Origin of the sequence: Acidovorax sp. BLS4, from assembly GCF_032929295.1 — a bacterium.
In the GTDB taxonomy this organism is placed as follows: domain Bacteria; phylum Pseudomonadota; class Gammaproteobacteria; order Burkholderiales; family Burkholderiaceae_C; genus Paracidovorax.
In genome coordinates this window covers 3,859,406-3,876,201 of the sequence record NZ_CP136797.1, presented here as the reverse complement: position 1 = coordinate 3,876,201, position 16,796 = coordinate 3,859,406, and the positions used below count along the sequence as shown (strand labels likewise).

14 protein-coding genes are annotated in these 16,796 nt (G+C 69.7%); 13 read left to right on the top strand and 1 reads right to left on the bottom strand.

Translation table 11 applies throughout. The features are described from left to right. Positions 1 to 72: 72 nt before the first annotated feature. From R1Z03_RS17815 to R1Z03_RS17780, 8 genes are all read left to right on the top strand, one after another. Positions 73 to 1,812 carry an AMP-binding protein gene (locus R1Z03_RS17815; protein WP_284404689.1) on the top strand — a complete coding sequence of 580 codons (1,740 nt, stop codon included), beginning with the start codon at positions 73 to 75 and terminating at the stop codon, positions 1,810 to 1,812. Then, positions 1,809 to 3,413, top strand: a complete 1,605-nt coding sequence (locus tag R1Z03_RS17810) for a carboxyl transferase domain-containing protein (RefSeq protein WP_272565326.1) — start codon at positions 1,809 to 1,811, stop codon at positions 3,411 to 3,413. Before R1Z03_RS17815 ends, R1Z03_RS17810 begins: the two co-directional genes overlap by 4 nt. Before the next feature lie 37 nt (positions 3,414 to 3,450). Continuing rightward, positions 3,451 to 4,617 (top strand): CocE/NonD family hydrolase, encoded by a 1,167-nt coding sequence (locus tag R1Z03_RS17805; RefSeq protein ID WP_317353463.1) that lies wholly within the window; start codon positions 3,451 to 3,453, stop codon positions 4,615 to 4,617. Positions 4,618 to 4,696: 79 nt separating this feature from the next. Beyond that, the gene (locus R1Z03_RS17800) at positions 4,697 to 5,479 is read left to right on the top strand and encodes an enoyl-CoA hydratase/isomerase family protein (protein WP_284429628.1); all 783 of its coding nucleotides are present in this window, start codon (positions 4,697 to 4,699) and stop codon (positions 5,477 to 5,479) included. A gap of 174 nt (positions 5,480 to 5,653) precedes the next feature. Beyond that, the gene (locus tag R1Z03_RS17795) at positions 5,654 to 6,373 is read left to right on the top strand and encodes a DUF4126 domain-containing protein (protein WP_284429629.1); all 720 of its coding nucleotides are present in this window, start codon (positions 5,654 to 5,656) and stop codon (positions 6,371 to 6,373) included. Continuing rightward, complete coding sequence (locus R1Z03_RS17790) at positions 6,374 to 8,395, top strand: acetyl/propionyl/methylcrotonyl-CoA carboxylase subunit alpha (protein WP_317353458.1); 2,022 nt, start codon at positions 6,374 to 6,376, stop codon at positions 8,393 to 8,395. A gap of 37 nt (positions 8,396 to 8,432) precedes the next feature. Then, positions 8,433 to 9,353, top strand: coding sequence for a glyoxylate/hydroxypyruvate reductase A (locus R1Z03_RS17785; protein WP_317353455.1), 921 nt, complete (start codon positions 8,433 to 8,435; stop codon positions 9,351 to 9,353). Between the two features lie 42 nt (positions 9,354 to 9,395). Then, positions 9,396 to 10,310, top strand: coding sequence for a hydroxymethylglutaryl-CoA lyase (locus R1Z03_RS17780; RefSeq protein WP_284404702.1), 915 nt, complete (start codon positions 9,396 to 9,398; stop codon positions 10,308 to 10,310). Positions 10,311 to 10,340: 30 nt separating this feature from the next. Here R1Z03_RS17780 and R1Z03_RS17775 read toward each other — a convergent pair whose 3' ends face one another. Next, positions 10,341 to 11,270, bottom strand: a complete 930-nt coding sequence (locus tag R1Z03_RS17775; protein WP_317360416.1) for a LysR family transcriptional regulator — start codon at positions 11,268 to 11,270, stop codon at positions 10,341 to 10,343. A gap of 248 nt (positions 11,271 to 11,518) precedes the next feature. Here R1Z03_RS17775 and R1Z03_RS17770 point away from each other — a divergent pair, with 248 nt between their 5' ends. The 5 genes from R1Z03_RS17770 to R1Z03_RS17750 are packed head-to-tail and all read left to right on the top strand — an operon-like array spanning position 11,519 to position 16,752. Next, positions 11,519 to 13,000 carry an ABC transporter substrate-binding protein gene (locus R1Z03_RS17770; protein WP_272569814.1) on the top strand — a complete coding sequence of 494 codons (1,482 nt, stop codon included), beginning with the start codon at positions 11,519 to 11,521 and terminating at the stop codon, positions 12,998 to 13,000. Between the two features lie 46 nt (positions 13,001 to 13,046). After that, complete coding sequence (locus R1Z03_RS17765) at positions 13,047 to 13,964, top strand: ABC transporter permease (RefSeq protein WP_272550879.1); 918 nt, start codon at positions 13,047 to 13,049, stop codon at positions 13,962 to 13,964. A 22-nt stretch (positions 13,965 to 13,986) separates the two neighbouring features. Further along, complete coding sequence (locus R1Z03_RS17760; protein WP_272565313.1) at positions 13,987 to 14,904, top strand: ABC transporter permease; 918 nt, start codon at positions 13,987 to 13,989, stop codon at positions 14,902 to 14,904. A gap of 13 nt (positions 14,905 to 14,917) precedes the next feature. Further along, positions 14,918 to 15,904: an ABC transporter ATP-binding protein gene (locus R1Z03_RS17755; RefSeq protein ID WP_317353449.1), complete on the top strand. Its 987-nt coding sequence runs from the start codon at positions 14,918 to 14,920 to the stop codon at positions 15,902 to 15,904. Then, on the top strand, positions 15,901 to 16,752 hold the full coding sequence (locus tag R1Z03_RS17750; protein WP_284404706.1) for an ATP-binding cassette domain-containing protein: 852 nt from the start codon (positions 15,901 to 15,903) through the stop codon (positions 16,750 to 16,752). Before R1Z03_RS17755 ends, R1Z03_RS17750 begins: the two co-directional genes overlap by 4 nt. Positions 16,753 to 16,796: the final 44 nt, after the last annotated feature.

Genomic DNA, 16,796 nt, shown 5'->3' with positions numbered 1-16,796 from the left:
GGGCGGGCGTATGCTGCGGCCCATCGCCGTTCCCGGCCGGGCCGGGGGCGTGCCACACGAGGAGACATTGCCATGGACCCAGTGAGCCCGACCGCCCCGTTGACTTCCGCCTTTGCACGCGGCAGCACGGCGGTGCCCCTGATCGAGCAGACGATCGGCGCCTTCTTCAGCGACATGGCGCAGCGCCAGCCGGACCGCGAGGCGCTGGTGAGCGTGCACCAGGGCCTGCGCTACACCTACGGCCAGCTGCACACCGAGGTGCGCCGCCTGGCCAGCGCGCTGCTGGGGCTGGACCTGAACCCGGGCGACCGGGTGGGCATCTGGTCGCACAACAACGCCGAATGGGTGCTCATGCAGCTGGCCACCGCGCAGGTGGGCCTGGTGCTGGTCAACATCAACCCCGCCTACCGCACCTCAGAGGTGGAATACGCGCTCAACAAGGTCGGCTGCAAGGCGCTGGTGACCATGGCGCGCTTCAAGACCAGCGACTACCTGGGCATGCTGCGCGAACTGGCGCCGCAGTGGGCCGCCGGCACGCCTGGCGCACTGCAGTCCGACCGGCTGCCGCAGCTGCGCACGGTGGTGTGGATCGACGGCGCGCCGGGAGACGCGGCGGGCGGCGACGACTCGCCCGGCCTGCTGCGGTTTTCCGAACTGATGGCGCGCGGCGACGCGCAGGATGCGCGCATCGATGCCGTGGCCGCCACGCTGGACGCCAACGACCCCATCAACATCCAGTTCACGAGCGGCACCACGGGCTTTCCGAAGGGCGCCACGCTCACGCACCGCAACATCCTGAACAACGGGTTCTTCATCGGCGAGTGCATGCGGCTCACCCCCGAGGACCGGCTGTGCATTCCCGTGCCGCTATACCACTGCTTCGGCATGGTGCTGGGCAACCTGGCCTGTCTCACGCACGGCGCGGCCATCGTGTACCCGAGCGACGGCTTCGATCCGCTCAAGGTGCTGGAGACGGTGCAGGCCGAGCGCTGCACCGGCCTGCACGGCGTGCCCACGATGTTCATCGCCGAGCTGGACCACCCGCGCTTCGCCGAGTTCGACCTGTCCACGCTGCGCACCGGCATCATGGCCGGCTCGCCGTGCCCCATCGAGGTGATGAAGCGCGTGGTGAGCGACATGCACCTGTCGGAGATCACCATCGCCTACGGCATGACCGAAACCAGCCCGGTCAGCTGCCAGAGCAGCACCGAGACGCCGCTGGACAAGCGCGTGTCCACCGTGGGCCAGGTGCAGCCGCACCTGGAGATCCAGATCATCGACCCCGAATCCGGCGCCGTGGTGCCCGTGGGCGAGCGCGGCGAGCTGTGCACGCGCGGCTACTCGGTCATGCACGGCTACTGGGACGACCCGGCCAGGACCCGCGAGGCCATCGACGATGCGGGCTGGATGCACACCGGCGACCTGGCCACCATGGACGCCGAGGGCTACGTGAACATCGTCGGCCGCATCAAGGACATGGTGATCCGCGGCGGCGAGAACGTGTACCCGCGCGAGATCGAGGAGTTTCTCTACCGCCACCCGCAGGTGCAGGACGTGCAGGTGGTGGGCGTGCCCGATGCCCGCTACGGCGAAGAGCTGTGCGCCTGGATCATTCCCAAGCCCGGCACGGCCGCGCCCACCGAGGACGACATCCGCGCGTTCTGCAAGGGGCAGATCGCGCACTACAAAGTGCCGCGCTACATCCGATTCGTCGCCGAGTTCCCGATGACGGTGACCGGCAAGATCCAGAAATTCAAGATCCGCGACGCCATGAAAGAACAGCTCGGCCTGCAGGAAAGCACCACCGCATGATCCTCGAATCCCAACTCAATGCCCGCTCGGCCGACTTCCTGGCCAATGCCGCCGCCATGCGCGCCCTGGTCGATGACCTGCGCGCCCGCACCGCCCAGGTGGCCCAGGGCGGCGGCGAAGCCGCCCGCGCCAAGCACACGGCCCGCGGCAAGCTGCTGCCGCGCGAACGCGTGCAGATGCTGCTGGACCCCGGCACGCCGTTCCTCGAACTGGCGCCCCTGGCCGCGCTCAACATGTACAACAACGACGCGCCCGGTGCCGGCCTGATCGCCGGCATCGGCCGCGTGAGCGGCGTGGACTGCATGGTGGTGTGCAACGACGCCACGGTGAAGGGCGGCACCTACTACCCCATGACGGTGAAGAAGCACCTGCGCGCGCAGGAGGTGGCCGCGCAGAACCACCTGCCGTGCATCTACCTGGTGGACTCGGGCGGCGCCAACCTGCCCAACCAGGATGAGGTGTTTCCCGACCGCGACCACTTCGGCCGCATCTTCTACAACCAGGCGCACATGAGCGCGCAGGGCATCGCGCAGATCGCCGTCGTGATGGGCTCGTGCACCGCCGGGGGCGCCTACGTGCCGGCCATGAGCGACGAATCCATCATCGTCAAGAACCAGGGCACCATCTTCCTGGGCGGCCCGCCGCTGGTGAAGGCGGCCACGGGCGAGGTCGTGACGGCCGAGGACTTAGGGGGCGGCGACGTGCACACGCGCCTGTCCGGCGTGGCTGACCACCTGGCGCAAAACGACCTGCACGCGCTGCAGCTGGCCCGCAACGCGGTGCGCAATTTGAATAGAAACAAGGCCCATGCCGGGGAATTGCATGCCTCTGTTGCTCCTAAATTCATAGCGGATGAGCTGTACGGCGTGATTCCGGTGGACACGCGCAAGCCCTTCGACGTGCGCGAGATCATCGCCCGCATCGTCGACGGCAGCGAGTTCGACGAGTTCAAGGCGCGCTACGGCACCACGCTGGTCACGGGCTTCGCGCGCATCGAGGGCATGCCCGTGGGCATCATCGCCAACAACGGCATCCTGTTCAGCGAGTCCGCCCTCAAGGGCGCGCACTTCATCGAGCTGTGCTGCCAGCGCAAGATCCCGCTGGTGTTCCTGCAGAACATCACCGGCTTCATGGTGGGCCGCAAGTACGAGAACGAGGGCATCGCGCGCAACGGCGCCAAGATGGTCACCGCCGTGGCCACCGCCGCCGTGCCCAAGTTCACCATCGTCATCGGCGGCTCGTTCGGCGCGGGCAACTACGGCATGTGCGGGCGGGCGTATTCGCCGCGCTTCCTGTGGATGTGGCCCAACGCGCGCATCTCCGTCATGGGCGGCGACCAGGCCGCGAGCGTGCTCGCCACCGTCAAGCGCGACGGCATCGAGGGCAAGGGCGGCCAGTGGAGTGCCGAGGAAGAAGAGGCCTTCAAGGCCCCCATCCGCCAGCAGTACGAGAGCCAGGGCCACCCCTACTACGCCACCGCGCGGCTGTGGGACGACGGCGTGATCGACCCCGCCGACACGCGCCGCGTGCTGGCGCTGGGCCTGTCGGCCACGCGCAATGCGCCCATCGAAGACACGAAGTTCGGCCTGTTCCGCATGTGACCGCCAGCCTGCCGAAGACTCCGACGCAGATCCCGCCATGACCCTTCGCCGACACGCCCTGGCCTGGCTGCTGCGCTGCGCGCTGCTGCTGGGCGCCTTGCCCGCCCTGGCGCAGCTGGCGCCGTCCACACCGCCCACGCTGGATGCCACGCTGCGCGAGCAGATCGTGATGGTGCCCAAGGGCGAAGGGCTGCTGGCCACCGAGCTGGAAACCACCGTGTACCGCCCGGCGGGCACGGGGCCGTTTCCCGTCGTCGTGATCAACCACGGCAAGGCCAACGGCAATCCGCGCCTGCAGGAGCGTGCGCGCTACCTGGCGGCCGCCCGCGTGTTCGTGGAGCGCGGCTACCTCGTGGTGATCCCGATGCGCCAGGGCTTCTCGCGGTCCACGGGCGCCTACCTGGGCAGCGGCTGCAACGTGGAAGGCAATGGCCGCAACCAGGCCGAGGACGTGCAGGCCGCGCTGGCCTACGTGCGCCGCCTGCCCGATGCGGACAGCCAGCGCATCGTGGTCGTCGGCCAGTCGCACGGCGGCCTGACCACCCTGGCGCTGGGCACGCTGAACCCGCCCGGCGTGCGCGGCCTCATCAATTTCGCCGGCGGGCTGCGGCAGGAGCAATGCCCCGGCTGGGAAAACAACCTGGCCAGCGCCTTCGGTGCCTACGGCCAGGGCACGCGCCTGCCGTCGCTGTGGTTCTACGGCGACAACGATTCGTACTGGCCCACCTCGCTGTACCGCGACATGTACGCGCGCTACGTGGCCGCCGGTGGGCGGGCGCAGCTGGTGGCGTATGGCCGGTTCGGAACCGATTCGCACCGGCTGTTCGCCTCGCAAAGCGGCGTGCCGATCTGGCTGCCGGAGGTGGAGCGCTTCCTGGCCGGCCTGGGCCTGCCGTCCCGGCCGGTGACGCACATTCCGATGATGCCGCACGACAGCGCCGTGCCCCGGGCCACCGACGCCTACCCCGTCGCCGATGCGTCGGCCATCCCCTACGTGCGCGATGCGGCGCGCGAGGGCTACCGCAAGTTTCTCGCGGCGCCGTGGCCCCGGGCCTACGCCATCGCCCCCAGCGGCGCCTGGGCCTACTACTACGGCCGGGCCGATGCCATGGCCGCGGCGGTGGCCCGCTGCAACGAAAACGCCAAGGCGGCGACCTGCCACCTGTATGCCGTGGACGACCACGTCGTGTGGGAAGCGCCATGAGGCCCCGGCATTGGTCCGCCGCACGCATCCGGCCGCATCCGCGCCCGGCTTTTTCTCCAGAGCACCGAGGACCCAACCCATGAATTCCGTCCAGACGGCCTATGACGGCGCCGTGGCGCGCATCACGCTGGCGCAGCCCGATCTGCGCAACGCCTTCAATGACGAAACCATTGCCGCGCTCACCGACGCCTTCGCGCAGGCAGGCAGCCGCGACGGCGTGCGTGCCGTGGTCCTGGCCGCGCAGGGCACGGCCTTTTGTGCCGGCGCCGACCTGAACTGGATGCGCCGCATGGCCGACTACACGCGCGAGGAAAACGTGGCCGACGCCGGCGCGCTGGCCGAGATGCTGCGCACGATCTACGAATGCCCCAAGCCCACCATCGCCCGCGTGCAGGGCGACGTGTATGCCGGCGGCATGGGCCTGGTGGCGGCCTGCGACATGGCGGTGGCCGTCGACACGGCGGGCTTTTGCCTGTCGGAGGTGAAGCTGGGGCTCATCCCGGCGACCATCAGCCCCTATGTGATCCGTGCCATGGGCGCGCGCGCCGCCCACCGCTATTTCCTGACCGCCGAGCGCTTCGGCGCGGCCGAGGCGCTGCACCTGGGCTTCGTGCACGCGGTGGTGGAGTTCGAGCAGCTCGACGACACGGTGGATGCCTGGCTCAAGGCGCTCACCAGCGCCAGCCCGGCAGCGGTGCGCGCCTGCAAGCGGCTGGTGCAGGACGTGGCGGGCCGCGACATCGATGCCGCGCTCATCGCCGCCACGGTGCAGGGCATTGCCGACATCCGCGCCAGCGACGAGGGCCGCGAGGGCGTGCAGGCCTTCCTGCAAAAGCGCAAGCCCTCGTGGCTGGAATCATGAGATATCCCCCCTGTGTCGCCTTCGGCGCCTTCCCCCCCGGGGGACGCCGCCAGTGGCCTGGCAAAGCCAGTTCCACGGCGTCTGCTGGCGCGGCCTGCTCTGCGGCCATCGGGCAGGTGACGCCGTGCCAGGTCCCCGCGCTGCGGGTGGTCCATCATCTGCGGGTGCGCTGAGATGGAAGCGCTCTGGCTGCACATCGTTCAGTGGCTCCACGCCGCAGGGCTGCACGTGGACCCCGGCACCGCCCGCGACGTGGCGGCCGGCGCGGCCCAGGCCACTTCGGCGATGGACCTGCCGGGCCTGCTGGCGCTGGCCGCTGCGCTCGGCTGGGCCAGCGGGTTCCGGCTCTATGCGGTGGTCTTCATCGTGGGGCTCATGGGCGCGGGCGGTTGGCTGCCACTGCCTGCCGGGCTGCACGCGTTGCAGCACCCGGCCGTCCTCACCGTGAGCGGGCTGCTGCTGTGCGTGGAGTTCTTCGCCGACAAGGTGCCCTGGCTGGACAGCGCCTGGGATGCGGTGCACACCGTCATCCGCATTCCCGGCGGCGCGCTGCTGGCCGCGGGCGTGTTCGGCGCCGACAACGCCACCATGGGCCTCGTCGCGGGGCTGCTGGGCGGCTCGCTCTCGGCCACGGCCCTGGCCACCAAGATGACCACGCGCGCCGCGGCCAACACCTCGCCCGAGCCGTTCTCCAACTGGCTGCTGTCGTTCTTCGAGGACGGCCTGGTGGTGGCCGTCGTGTGGATGGCCACGCAGCACCCGGTGCTGTTCGGCATCGCGTTGGTGGTGATGCTGGTGCTGTCGGCGCTGCTGCTGATCGTGCTTTTCAAATTCCTGCGTGCCGTGCTGCGGCGCGTGTCGTCCCTTTTTTCCGGTCCTGCGAAGGTGGTTTGAATGTTCTCCAAAATCCTGATTGCCAACCGCGGTGAAATCGCCTGCCGTGTGGCCGCGACCGCCCGCCGGCTCGGCGTGAAGACCGTGGCCGTGTACTCCGATGCCGACGCCGGTGCCAAGCACGTCGCCGCATGCGACGAGGCGGTGCACATCGGCGGCAGCTCGCCCAAGGAAAGCTACCTGCAGTGGCAGCGCATCATCGACGCGGCCCGGGCCACGGGCGCGCAGGCGGTGCACCCCGGCTACGGCTTCCTGTCGGAGAACGAGGAATTCGCCCAGGCCTGTGCGGATGCCGGGCTGGTGTTCATCGGCCCGCCCCCGTCCGCCATCCAGGCCATGGGCCTGAAGGCCGAGTCCAAGCAGCTCATGGAAAAGGCCGGCGTGCCCCTGGTGCCGGGCTACCACGGCGCCGACCAGGACCCCGCGCTGCTGCAGCGCGAGGCCGACCGCATCGGCTACCCCGTGCTCATCAAGGCCAGCGCGGGGGGCGGCGGCAAGGGCATGCGCGCGGTGGACCGGTCGGAAGACTTCGCCGCCGCCCTGGCGTCGTGCCAGCGCGAGGCCATCAACAGCTTCGGCGACGACGCGGTACTCATCGAGAAATACGTGCAGCGCCCGCGCCACATCGAAATCCAGGTGTTCGGCGACACCCTGGGCAACTGCGTGTACCTGTTCGAGCGCGATTGTTCGGTGCAGCGGCGCCACCAGAAGGTGCTGGAAGAGGCCCCGGCCCCCGGCATGACCCCGGCCATGCGCGCCGAGATGGGCAACGCCGCGGTGGCCGCTGCGCGCGCGGTGAACTACGTGGGCGCGGGCACGGTGGAATTCATCGTGGAGCAGCGGGCCGATGGGTCCATGGACTTCTTCTTCATGGAGATGAACACCCGCCTGCAGGTGGAGCACCCGGTGACCGAGGCCATCACCGGCCAGGACCTGGTGGAGTGGCAATTGCGCGTGGCCTGCGGCGAGCCGTTGCCGCTGGCGCAGGACCAGTTGCGCATCGGCGGCCATGCCATCGAGGCGCGCATCTGCGCCGAGAACCCCGACAACCAGTTCCTGCCCGCCACCGGCACGCTGCAGGTGTACCGCAAGCCCGCGGCCACCAGCTTCGAGCGCGCGCCCCTGGGCAGCGGCGGTGTGCGCATCGATGACGGCGTGCGCGAGGGCGATGCCATCAGCCCCTTCTACGACTCGATGATCGCCAAGCTCATCGTGCACGGCGACACGCGTGAGCAAGCCCTGGCCCGGCTCGACGAGGCGCTGGCGCAGACCCGCATCGTGGGCCTGTCCACCAACGTGCAGTTCCTGCGCCGCGTGGCCCGCACCGACTCGTTCGTGCAGGCTGATCTGGACACGGCGCTGATCCCGCGCGAGCAGGCCGTGCTGTTCCACCAGGAGCCGGTGGGCCTGCCGCTGGCCGCGGCGGCAGCGGTGGCGCGGACGCTGCAGCGCGAGCGCGCCACCGAGGGGGCCGACCCGTTCAGCCGCCGCGACGGCTGGCAATCGCACGGCGTGACGCGCCGCCGGTTCGCGTTCGAGTTCGGCGGCCAGCCTGCCAACGCCTGGCTCACCTACGCCGCGGGCGGCGCGATGGAACTGGCGGTGGGCGAGGGCGATGCGGCCGTGGCCGGGCCGCTGGCCTTCACCGCCGATGGCGAGGGCCTGGACCTGCACTTCGCCGGCCAGCGCACGCGCGCCGTGGTGCATTCCCAGGGCGAGACCGACCACGTCTTCACGCCGCGCGGCGCCACGCAGATCGTCGCCATCGACCTGCTGGCCCATGCGGGCGAGGCGCAGTCCGAAGGCGGACGCCTGACCGCGCCCATGCCCGGCAAGGTGGTGTCGTTCGCCGTGAAAGCGGGCGATGCCGTGACCAAGGGCCAGGCCCTGGCCGTGATGGAGGCCATGAAGATGGAGCACACCATCGCCGCGCCCGTGGACGGCACGGTGCAGGAGCTGCTCTATGCGCCCGGCGACCAGGTGACCGAAGGCGCCGAGCTGCTCAAGCTCTCGCCCGCGTGACAGCGCGCAATCCGCAGCCGCGATACGCTCTTGCGCCATGAACATCACCTTCTGCTGTACGCACACCAAGGCCGAGCCCTGGCTGCAGGGCCTGCAGGCCGCGCTGCCCGGGGCGCACATCACCGTCTGGCAACCGGGCGCCCCCCCGGCCGATTTCGCCGTGGTCTGGGCGCCGCCCCAGCAGTTCATGGACGAGCAGGCCGGCATCCAGGCGCTCTTCAACATCGGCGCGGGCGTGGATGCGCTGCTGGCCCTGCGCCTGCCGCCCGGCGCGAAGGTGGTGCGGCTGGACGATGCCGGCATGGCCGTGCAGATGGCCGAGTACGTGTGCCACGCGGTGGTGCGCCACTTCCGCGAGTTCGAGGCCTATGAGGCCGACATGCGCGCCGGGGGCTGGGCCTACCGCCGGCCGCGCCTGCGCAGCGACTTCTCCGTCGGCGTCATGGGCCTGGGAGTGCTGGGCGAGCGGGTGGCGAAGGCGCTGGCGCACTTCGAGTTCCCGGTGAACGGCTGGAGCCGCTCGCCCAAGGCCGTGGAAGGCGTGCGGGCCTTTCATGGCGCGGAGGGTTTCGACGGCTTCCTGGCTGCCAGCCGCGTGCTGGTGAACCTGCTGCCGCTCACGCCCGACACGCAGGACATCATGAACCGCGACACGCTCTCGCGCCTGCAGCCCGGCGGCTATGTCGTCAATGTGGCGCGCGGCGCGCACCTGGTCGAAGACGACCTGATCGCCCTCATCGACGCCGGCCACCTGGCCGGGGCCACGCTCGACGTGTTCCGCACCGAGCCGTTGCCCGCCGACCACCCGCTGCGCACGCACCCCCGCATCACGACCACGCCCCACACCTCCGCCCGCACGCTGCGCGAAGAAAGCATCGCCCAGATCGCGCGCAAGATCGCCGCCATGCAGCGCGGCGAGCCGGTGGCCGGCATCGTGGACCCCCGGCGCGGCTACTAGGCCTCGGGCACCGCCCCGCATTCTTTACCGCAGGATTTCCCCATGAGCAGCAGCATTCCTTCCCGCGTCAAACTCGTCGATGTCGGCCCGCGCGACGGCCTTCAGAACGAAAAATCGCCCGTGCCCGCCGAGGTCAAGATCGGTCTCGTGCACCGCCTGCAGGCGGCCGGGCTGACGGAGATCGAGGTCACCAGCTTCGTCTCGCCCAAGTGGGTGCCCCAGATGGCGGACAACGTGGAGGTGATGGCGGGCATCGAGCGCCAGCCCGGCGTGCGCTATTCGGTGCTCACGCCCAACCTCAAGGGCTACGAGGCCGCCGTGCCCACGCGGCCCGACGAGATCGTCGTCTTCGGTTCGGCCAGCGAGGCCTTCAGCCAGAAGAATATCAACTGCAGCATCGCCGAGAGCATCGAGCGCTTCGCGCCCGTGGTCGAGGCGGCGCGCGCGGCGGGCATTGCCGTGCGGGGCGCCATGAGCTGCACCGTGGGCTGCCCCTACGAGGGCGAGGTGGCGCCCGAGCGCGTGGCGTACCTGGCGGGCCTGATGAAGCAGATCGGCGTGCAGCACGTCGGCGTGGCCGACACCATCGGCGTGGGCACGCCGCGCAAGGTGCAGCGCGCCATGGAGGCCACCTTGCAGCACTACGGCGTCGACGCGGTGTCGGGCCACTTCCACGACACCTACGGGCAGGCGCTGGCCAACACGCTGGCTTCGCTGGAGATGGGCGTGTGGCAGTACGACACGTCGGTGGCGGGCCTGGGCGGGTGCCCCTATGCCAAGGGCGCCACGGGCAACGTGGCGACCGAAGACGTGGTCTACATGCTGCACGGCATGGGCATCGACACGGGCATCGATCTGGACGCGCTCATCGATGCGGGCGCGTACATCAGCGATTTCCTGGGCCGGCCGTCCAACTCGCGCGCCGCCAAGGCGTTGCTGACCAAGCGCCTGGGCTGAGGCCGCGCAGGGCCTGGGCGCTGGGTGCGGTCAGCCGCCGGGCGGCGCGGCCACGCTCTGCAGTTGCTCCTTGAGGTGCGCGAGAAACGATTGCGCCGCGCGTGACAGCGTGCGGCCCATCAGCGTCTGCACCTCGATGTTGCGCAGGTCCAGCCCCCGGTCGCGCAGGCGCACGCAGGCCATCTCCTCGCGCTCGATCTGGTAGCGCATGGTGATCTCGCCCGAGATGGACACGCCCTCGGGCTCGTGCTTGACGAACCCGAACAGGCTGGCGATGTAGTTGCTGGTGAGCACGGGGTCGATCTGCACCTTCTGGCGGCTGCACGCGATGTCGAACAGCTGCCGCACGGTGGTGTCCATTTCGGGCAGCGCCACGGGGTAGTTCTGCAGCTGCGACAGGCTGACCTGCTGAAAGCGCGTCAGCGGATGGCCGCGCTGCACCACGGCCAGCACGGGCGAGGGCTGCAACAGCTCGATGCGGATGTCCTTTTCGGCGCTGCGGCTCATGGTGATGCCGATGTCCGCATCGCCCAGCAGCACGCGCCGCGTGCTTTCGGCCGGCGGAAACACCCCCAGGTGGAACTGGATGCCCGGGTGCCGCCGCCGGAAATCGCTGATGAGCCGGGGCAGGAATTCCAGCGCGAAGCCCTCCGACGAGGCAAGGCGCACCCGCCCGCGCTCCATGCCCTGCAGCGCCTGCATTTCGTGCACCACGCGCTCCGCGTCGTGCGCGGACTTCTGCGCATGCACCGCCAGCAGCTCGCCCGCCGCGCTCGGCACCATGCCGCGCGCGTGGCGGTCGAACAGCGTCGCTCCCAGGATGTCTTCCAGATGCGCGATGTGTCGGCTGATGGCCGAGGCCGCCACGTTCAGCCGCTGCGAGGCCTCGCTGATCGAGCCGCAGCGCACCACCTCCAGGAAGTAGCGCAGGGCCGTGTCCTGCAATTGGCGGGCGACGATCTGCGAGCGTTTCATGGCGGTGGGCGGGGGGCGTGGTGCACTGCGGCAATCCCACAAGCATAGGCGCAATGCGGCGGGAGCATTGCCTTTTTGAGATCGCTCGCCGCGATATTCGGTAATGGCGGAAACGTCTCCGAGGTCCCATTCTTGCTCCCGTTCACTGTGTTTCCTGTTTCATCACGATGAAGGAGTTCGCAATGGGGCATTTATTCACCCACTGGGTGCGCCGGGGCTGTCTGGCACTGGGCATGATGGTTTTCGGGGCCGGCGCGCACGCCGGCAAGGCCAACGACACGCTGACCTATGCGTCGGACAACGAGGTCGAGAACGTGAGCCCGTACCACAACAACATGCGCGAGGGCGTCGTGCTCGCGGCCATGGCGTGGGACACGCTGCTCTACCGCGACACGAAGACGGGCGAGCTCAAGCCGCAGCTCGCCACCGCCTGGAAGTGGGAGTCGCCCACCGCGCTGCTGGTCACGCTGCGCCAGGGCGTCACCTTCCACAACGGCGACAAGTTCACCGCCGACGATGTGGCCTACACCTTCAACGTGGTGACCGGCCCCGACGCCAAGATCGCCACGCGCCAGAACACCGACTGGATCAAGGGCGTGGACAAGGTGAGCGACTACGAGGTGCGCATCCACCTCAAGACGCCGTTCCCCGCGGCGCTGGAATACCTGGCCGGCCCCACGCCCATCTACCCCGCAGCCTATTTCACCAAGGTGGGGCTGGAAGGGTTCAGCAAGGCGCCGGTGGGCAGCGGCCCCTACAAGATCACCAGCGTGGTGCCGGGGCAGGGCGTGACGATGGTGAAGAACACCGCCTACTTCAAGGACAGCCCTGCGGGCCAGCCCAAGATCGGCACCGTGAAGTTCACCGTGATCCGCGACCCTGAAGCCCGCATGGCCCAGTTGATGACCGGCGCGGTGGACTGGATCTGGCGCGTGCCGGCCGACCAGGCCGATTCGCTGAAGGCGGCGCCCAACCTCTCGGTGCTGAGCGGCGAGACCATGCGTGTGGGCTTCATCTCCATCAACAACAACGGCACGACCCCCGAGGCCGCGCCCTTCAAGGACCCCCGCGTGCGCCAGGCGCTCAACTACGCCATCAACCGCAAGGGGCTGGCCGACAGCCTGGTGCGCGGCGGCAGCCAGCCGGTGTATGCGCCGTGCTTTCGCACGCAGTTCGGCTGCGACACCAGCAAGGTGCAGCAGTACGAATACAACCCGGCCAAGGCCAAGGCGCTGCTGGCCGAGGCAGGCTACCCGAACGGTTTCGACACCGCGCTGTGGGCCTACCGCGAGCGCGAGTACGCCGAGGCGATGATCGGCGACCTGCGCAAGGTCGGCATCCGCGCGCGGCTGCACTTCGTGCAGTACCCGGCGCTGCGCACCGAGCTGCGCGCCGGCCGTGCGCCGCTCACGTTCCAGGCCTGGGGATCGTTCTCGATCAACGACGCTTCGGCCTTCGTGGGCAACTTCTTCAAGGGCGGCCCCGACGACACCGCCAAGGACCCGCAGGTCATCGCGCTGATGCAGACGGCCGACGCCACGGTGGACAAGGCCGAGCGCAAGGCCAAGTACGCCCAGGCGCTGCAGCGCATCTCCACCCAGGCCATGTGGGCGCCGCTGTTTTCGTACTCGACCAACTACGCGTTCACCTCGGACCTGAAGTTCGAGGCCCAGCCCGACGAGCTGCCGCGCTTCTTCCAGGCCAGCTGGAAGTGACGGCCCCGGCGTTCGTGTCCCTCCCACACCCTCGCGGGCCCCTGCCATGCTGATCTACATCTTTCGCCGCCTGCTGGTGGCGCTGAGCGTCATGCTGACCGTGGCGGTCGTCAGCTTCATGCTGCTGCACCTGTCGGGCGACCTGGCCACCGCGATCGCGGGCCCGGAATCGAGCGCTGCCGACGTGGAGAAGATCCGCGTGCAGTACGGGCTGGACCGCCCCATCGTGGAGCAGTTCTTCGACTGGCTGGGTGCGGCGGCGCGGCTGGATTTCGGGCGGTCGTTCTATTTCCAGAACACCGTCATGGAGCTGGTCGGCGAGCGCCTGCCCATCACGCTCAAGCTCGGTGGCGTGGCGCTGCTGCTGGCCGTGGCCGTGGCCATTCCATTGGGCGTGCTGGCCGCGCTCTACCGCGACACGTGGATCGACCGCCTGGCCTTGATGGTGGCGGTGGTGGGCCAGGCCATGCCGACCTTCTGGTTCGCGCTCACGCTGGTGCTGCTGTTCGCTGTGGGCCTGAAGTGGCTGCCCGTGGCGGGCAACACGAGCTGGCAGCATTTCGTGCTGCCGGCGGTGGCGCTCGGCTACTACGCCATGCCGGCCATGATGCGGCTCACGCGGGCCGGCATGCTGGACGTGCTGGGCGCGGACTACATCCGCACCGCGCGCGCCAAGGGCCTGAGCCGCTCGCGCGTGGTGTTCAAGCACGCGCTGCGCAACGCCATCATTCCGGTGGTGGCGCTGGCCGCGGTGGAGCTGGGCTTCATGCTCGGCGGCTCGGTGGTGATCGAGTCGGTGTATTCCATGCAGGGGCTGGGGCAGCTCGCGTGGGACTCCATCGCGCGCAACGACTACCCCGTGGTGCAGGCCGTGGTGCTGATCATCGCGGTGTTCTACATCGCGCTCACCTTCCTGGCCGACGTGCTCAACGCCGCGCTCGACCCGCGCATGCGCACCCGCTGACGCCACCGCACCGGAGACTGCCATGAACGCTTCCACCACCCTTTCCTCCCCCGGCGCGGCGGCCACCCTGGCCCTGCCGTCGCCACCGGCCTGGCGCCGCTGGCTGCGCCGCGTGCTGGGCCAGCGCGGCCTGGTGCTCGGCGCCATCGTGCTCGTGCTGGCCCTGGTGGCCGCGCTGCTCGCCCCCTGGATCAGCCCGCACGACCCCTATGCGCAGGATGTGACCCAGCGCCTCATTCCGCCCGTCTGGCATGCCAAGGGCAGCTGGGAGCACGTGCTGGGCACCGACAAGCTCGGCCGCGACTACCTGAGCCGCCTCATCTACGGCGCCCGCGTGTCGCTGCTGATCGGTGTGGTCACGGCGCTCATCGCCGGGGCCATCGGTACCACGCTGGGCGTGCTGGCCGGCTACTTCGGCGGCCGGGTGGATGCGGTCATCAGCTACATCATCACCACGCGCCTGGCCATGCCGGTGGTGCTGGTGGCGCTGGCCATGGCCTCGCTCGTGGGCGGCTCGCTGCAGGTGGTGATCGTGCTGCTGGGCCTTTTGCTGTGGGACCGCTTCGCCATCGTGACCCGCTCTGCCACGCAGCAGCTGCGCGATGCCGAGTTCATCGCGGCGGCCAAGGCGCTGGGCGCATCCACGCCGTACATCCTGGTGCGCGAGCTGCTGCCCAACCTGATGAGCGCTCTCACCGTGGTCGCCACGCTGGAGATGGCACACGCCATCCTGCTCGAATCGACCCTGTCGTTCCTGGGCCTGGGCGTGCAGCCGCCCACGCCGTCGTGGGGCCTGATGGTGGCCGAGGGCAAGGCCTACATGTTCTTCCAGCCCTGGGTGATCCTGATCCCCGGCGTGGTGCTGGCCGTGCTGGTGCTGGCCATCAACCTGGTGGGCGACGGCATCCGCGATCTCACGGCCCCCGATGGCCGGAACTGAAAGGCAAAGACCCATGACCACCCCTTTGCTGGACGTGAAGAACCTGCGCGTGGACCTGCCCACCGAGCGCGGCATGCTGCACGCGGTGCGCGGCATCGACTTCCATGTGAACCGCGGCGAACTGCTCTGCCTGGTGGGCGAATCGGGCTGCGGCAAGTCGATGACCTCGCTCGCGCTCATGGGCCTGCTGCCGCGCAAGGCGGTGCGCACGGCCGACCACATCCGTTTCGACGGTGCCGAGCTGCAGAGCCTGCCCGAGCGCGGCATGGCGGCGCTGCGCGGCGCCCGCATGGCGATGATCTTCCAGGAGCCGATGACCTCGCTCAACCCGTCGTACACGCTGGGCGACCAGCTGTGCGAGGCGCTGCGCGCGCACCGCAAGGTGAGCATGGCCCAGGCGCGCGAGCGGGCCGTGTACCTGCTGGAGCGGGCGGGCGTGCCGCAGGCGCCCGAGCGCCTGCGCCAGTACCCGCACCAGCTCTCGGGCGGCCTGCGCCAGCGCGTGATGATCGCCATGGCGCTGATGTGCGAGCCCGACCTCATCATTGCCGACGAGCCCACGACCGCGCTGGACGTGACCATCCAGGCGCAGATCCTGCGGCTGCTGCGCGAGCTGCAGCAGGAGTTCGGCACGGCCGTGGTGTTCATCACCCACGATCTGGGCGTGGTGGCGCGCATCGCCGACCGCGTGGCGGTGATGTATGCGGGCGAGGTGATCGAGACCGCGCCGGTGGGCGAGTTGTTCGCGCGGCCCACGCACCCCTACACGCAGGGCCTGCTCAACTGCATTCCCGTGCGCGGCAAGACGCTGCCGGGCAGCCGGCTGCAGGCCATTCCCGGCGTGGTGCCCAGCCTGGTCGGCACCGTCCAGGGCTGCGCTTTTTCCAACCGCTGCGCGCACGCGCAACCGGCCTGCGCGCATACGCCGCCCTATGTGGCGGTGGATGCCCACCACGCGGTCCGCTGCGTGCAGGCCCATCCCCTGGCGGAGGCCGCATGACCCCCAAGCCCCTACCCCCGGCACCCGGCAGCGACATCGCGCTGGAGCTGTGCGCGCTGCACCGCAGCTTCCGCCTGAAGCGCGGACTGTTCCGCGCGCCCGGCGAGATCCACGCGGTGAATGACGTCTCGCTGCGCGTTCGCAAGGGCGAAACGTTGGGCCTGGTCGGCGAATCCGGCTGCGGCAAGAGCACGCTCGCCAAGATGCTGCTGGGCCTGCTGCCGCCCAGCTCGGGCAGCGTGCTGGTCGATGGCAAGGAGATCGATCCGCGTCAGCGCCGCGCGCTGGCGCGGCGCATCCAGCCCATCTTCCAGGACCCGTACTCATCGCTCAACCCGCGCCGCACCGTGGCCGACATCGTCGGCGTGCCGCTGCGCCTGCACCAGGTGGGCACGGCCGTGGAGCAGCGCCGGCGCGTGCGCGAGATGCTCGATCTGGTCGGCATGCCCGAGCGCACCCATGCGCAGTACCCCAACCAGCTGTCGGGCGGGCAGCGCCAGCGCGTGGCCATCGCGCGGGCGCTGGTGCTGCGGCCCGACATCCTGATCTGCGACGAACCGACCTCGGCGCTCGACGTGTCGGTGCAGGCGCAGATCCTGAACCTGCTGCTCGACCTCAAGGCCGAGTTCGGCCTGACCTACCTGTTCATCAGCCACGACCTGGGCGTGGTCGAGCACCTGGTGGACCGCGTGGCCGTGATGTACCGCGGCGCCATCGTGGAACTGGGCACGCGCGAGCAGATCTTCGCCCGGCCCGAACACGCCTACACCCGCCGGCTGCTGGCCTCCGCGCTCACGCCCGAGCCGGGCCTGGGCATTCCCGACATCGAACGTGCGGCCGTGGCCTGAGCGGCCATACGCACCTTCCATTCACTCCACCCACCCCACCCGAG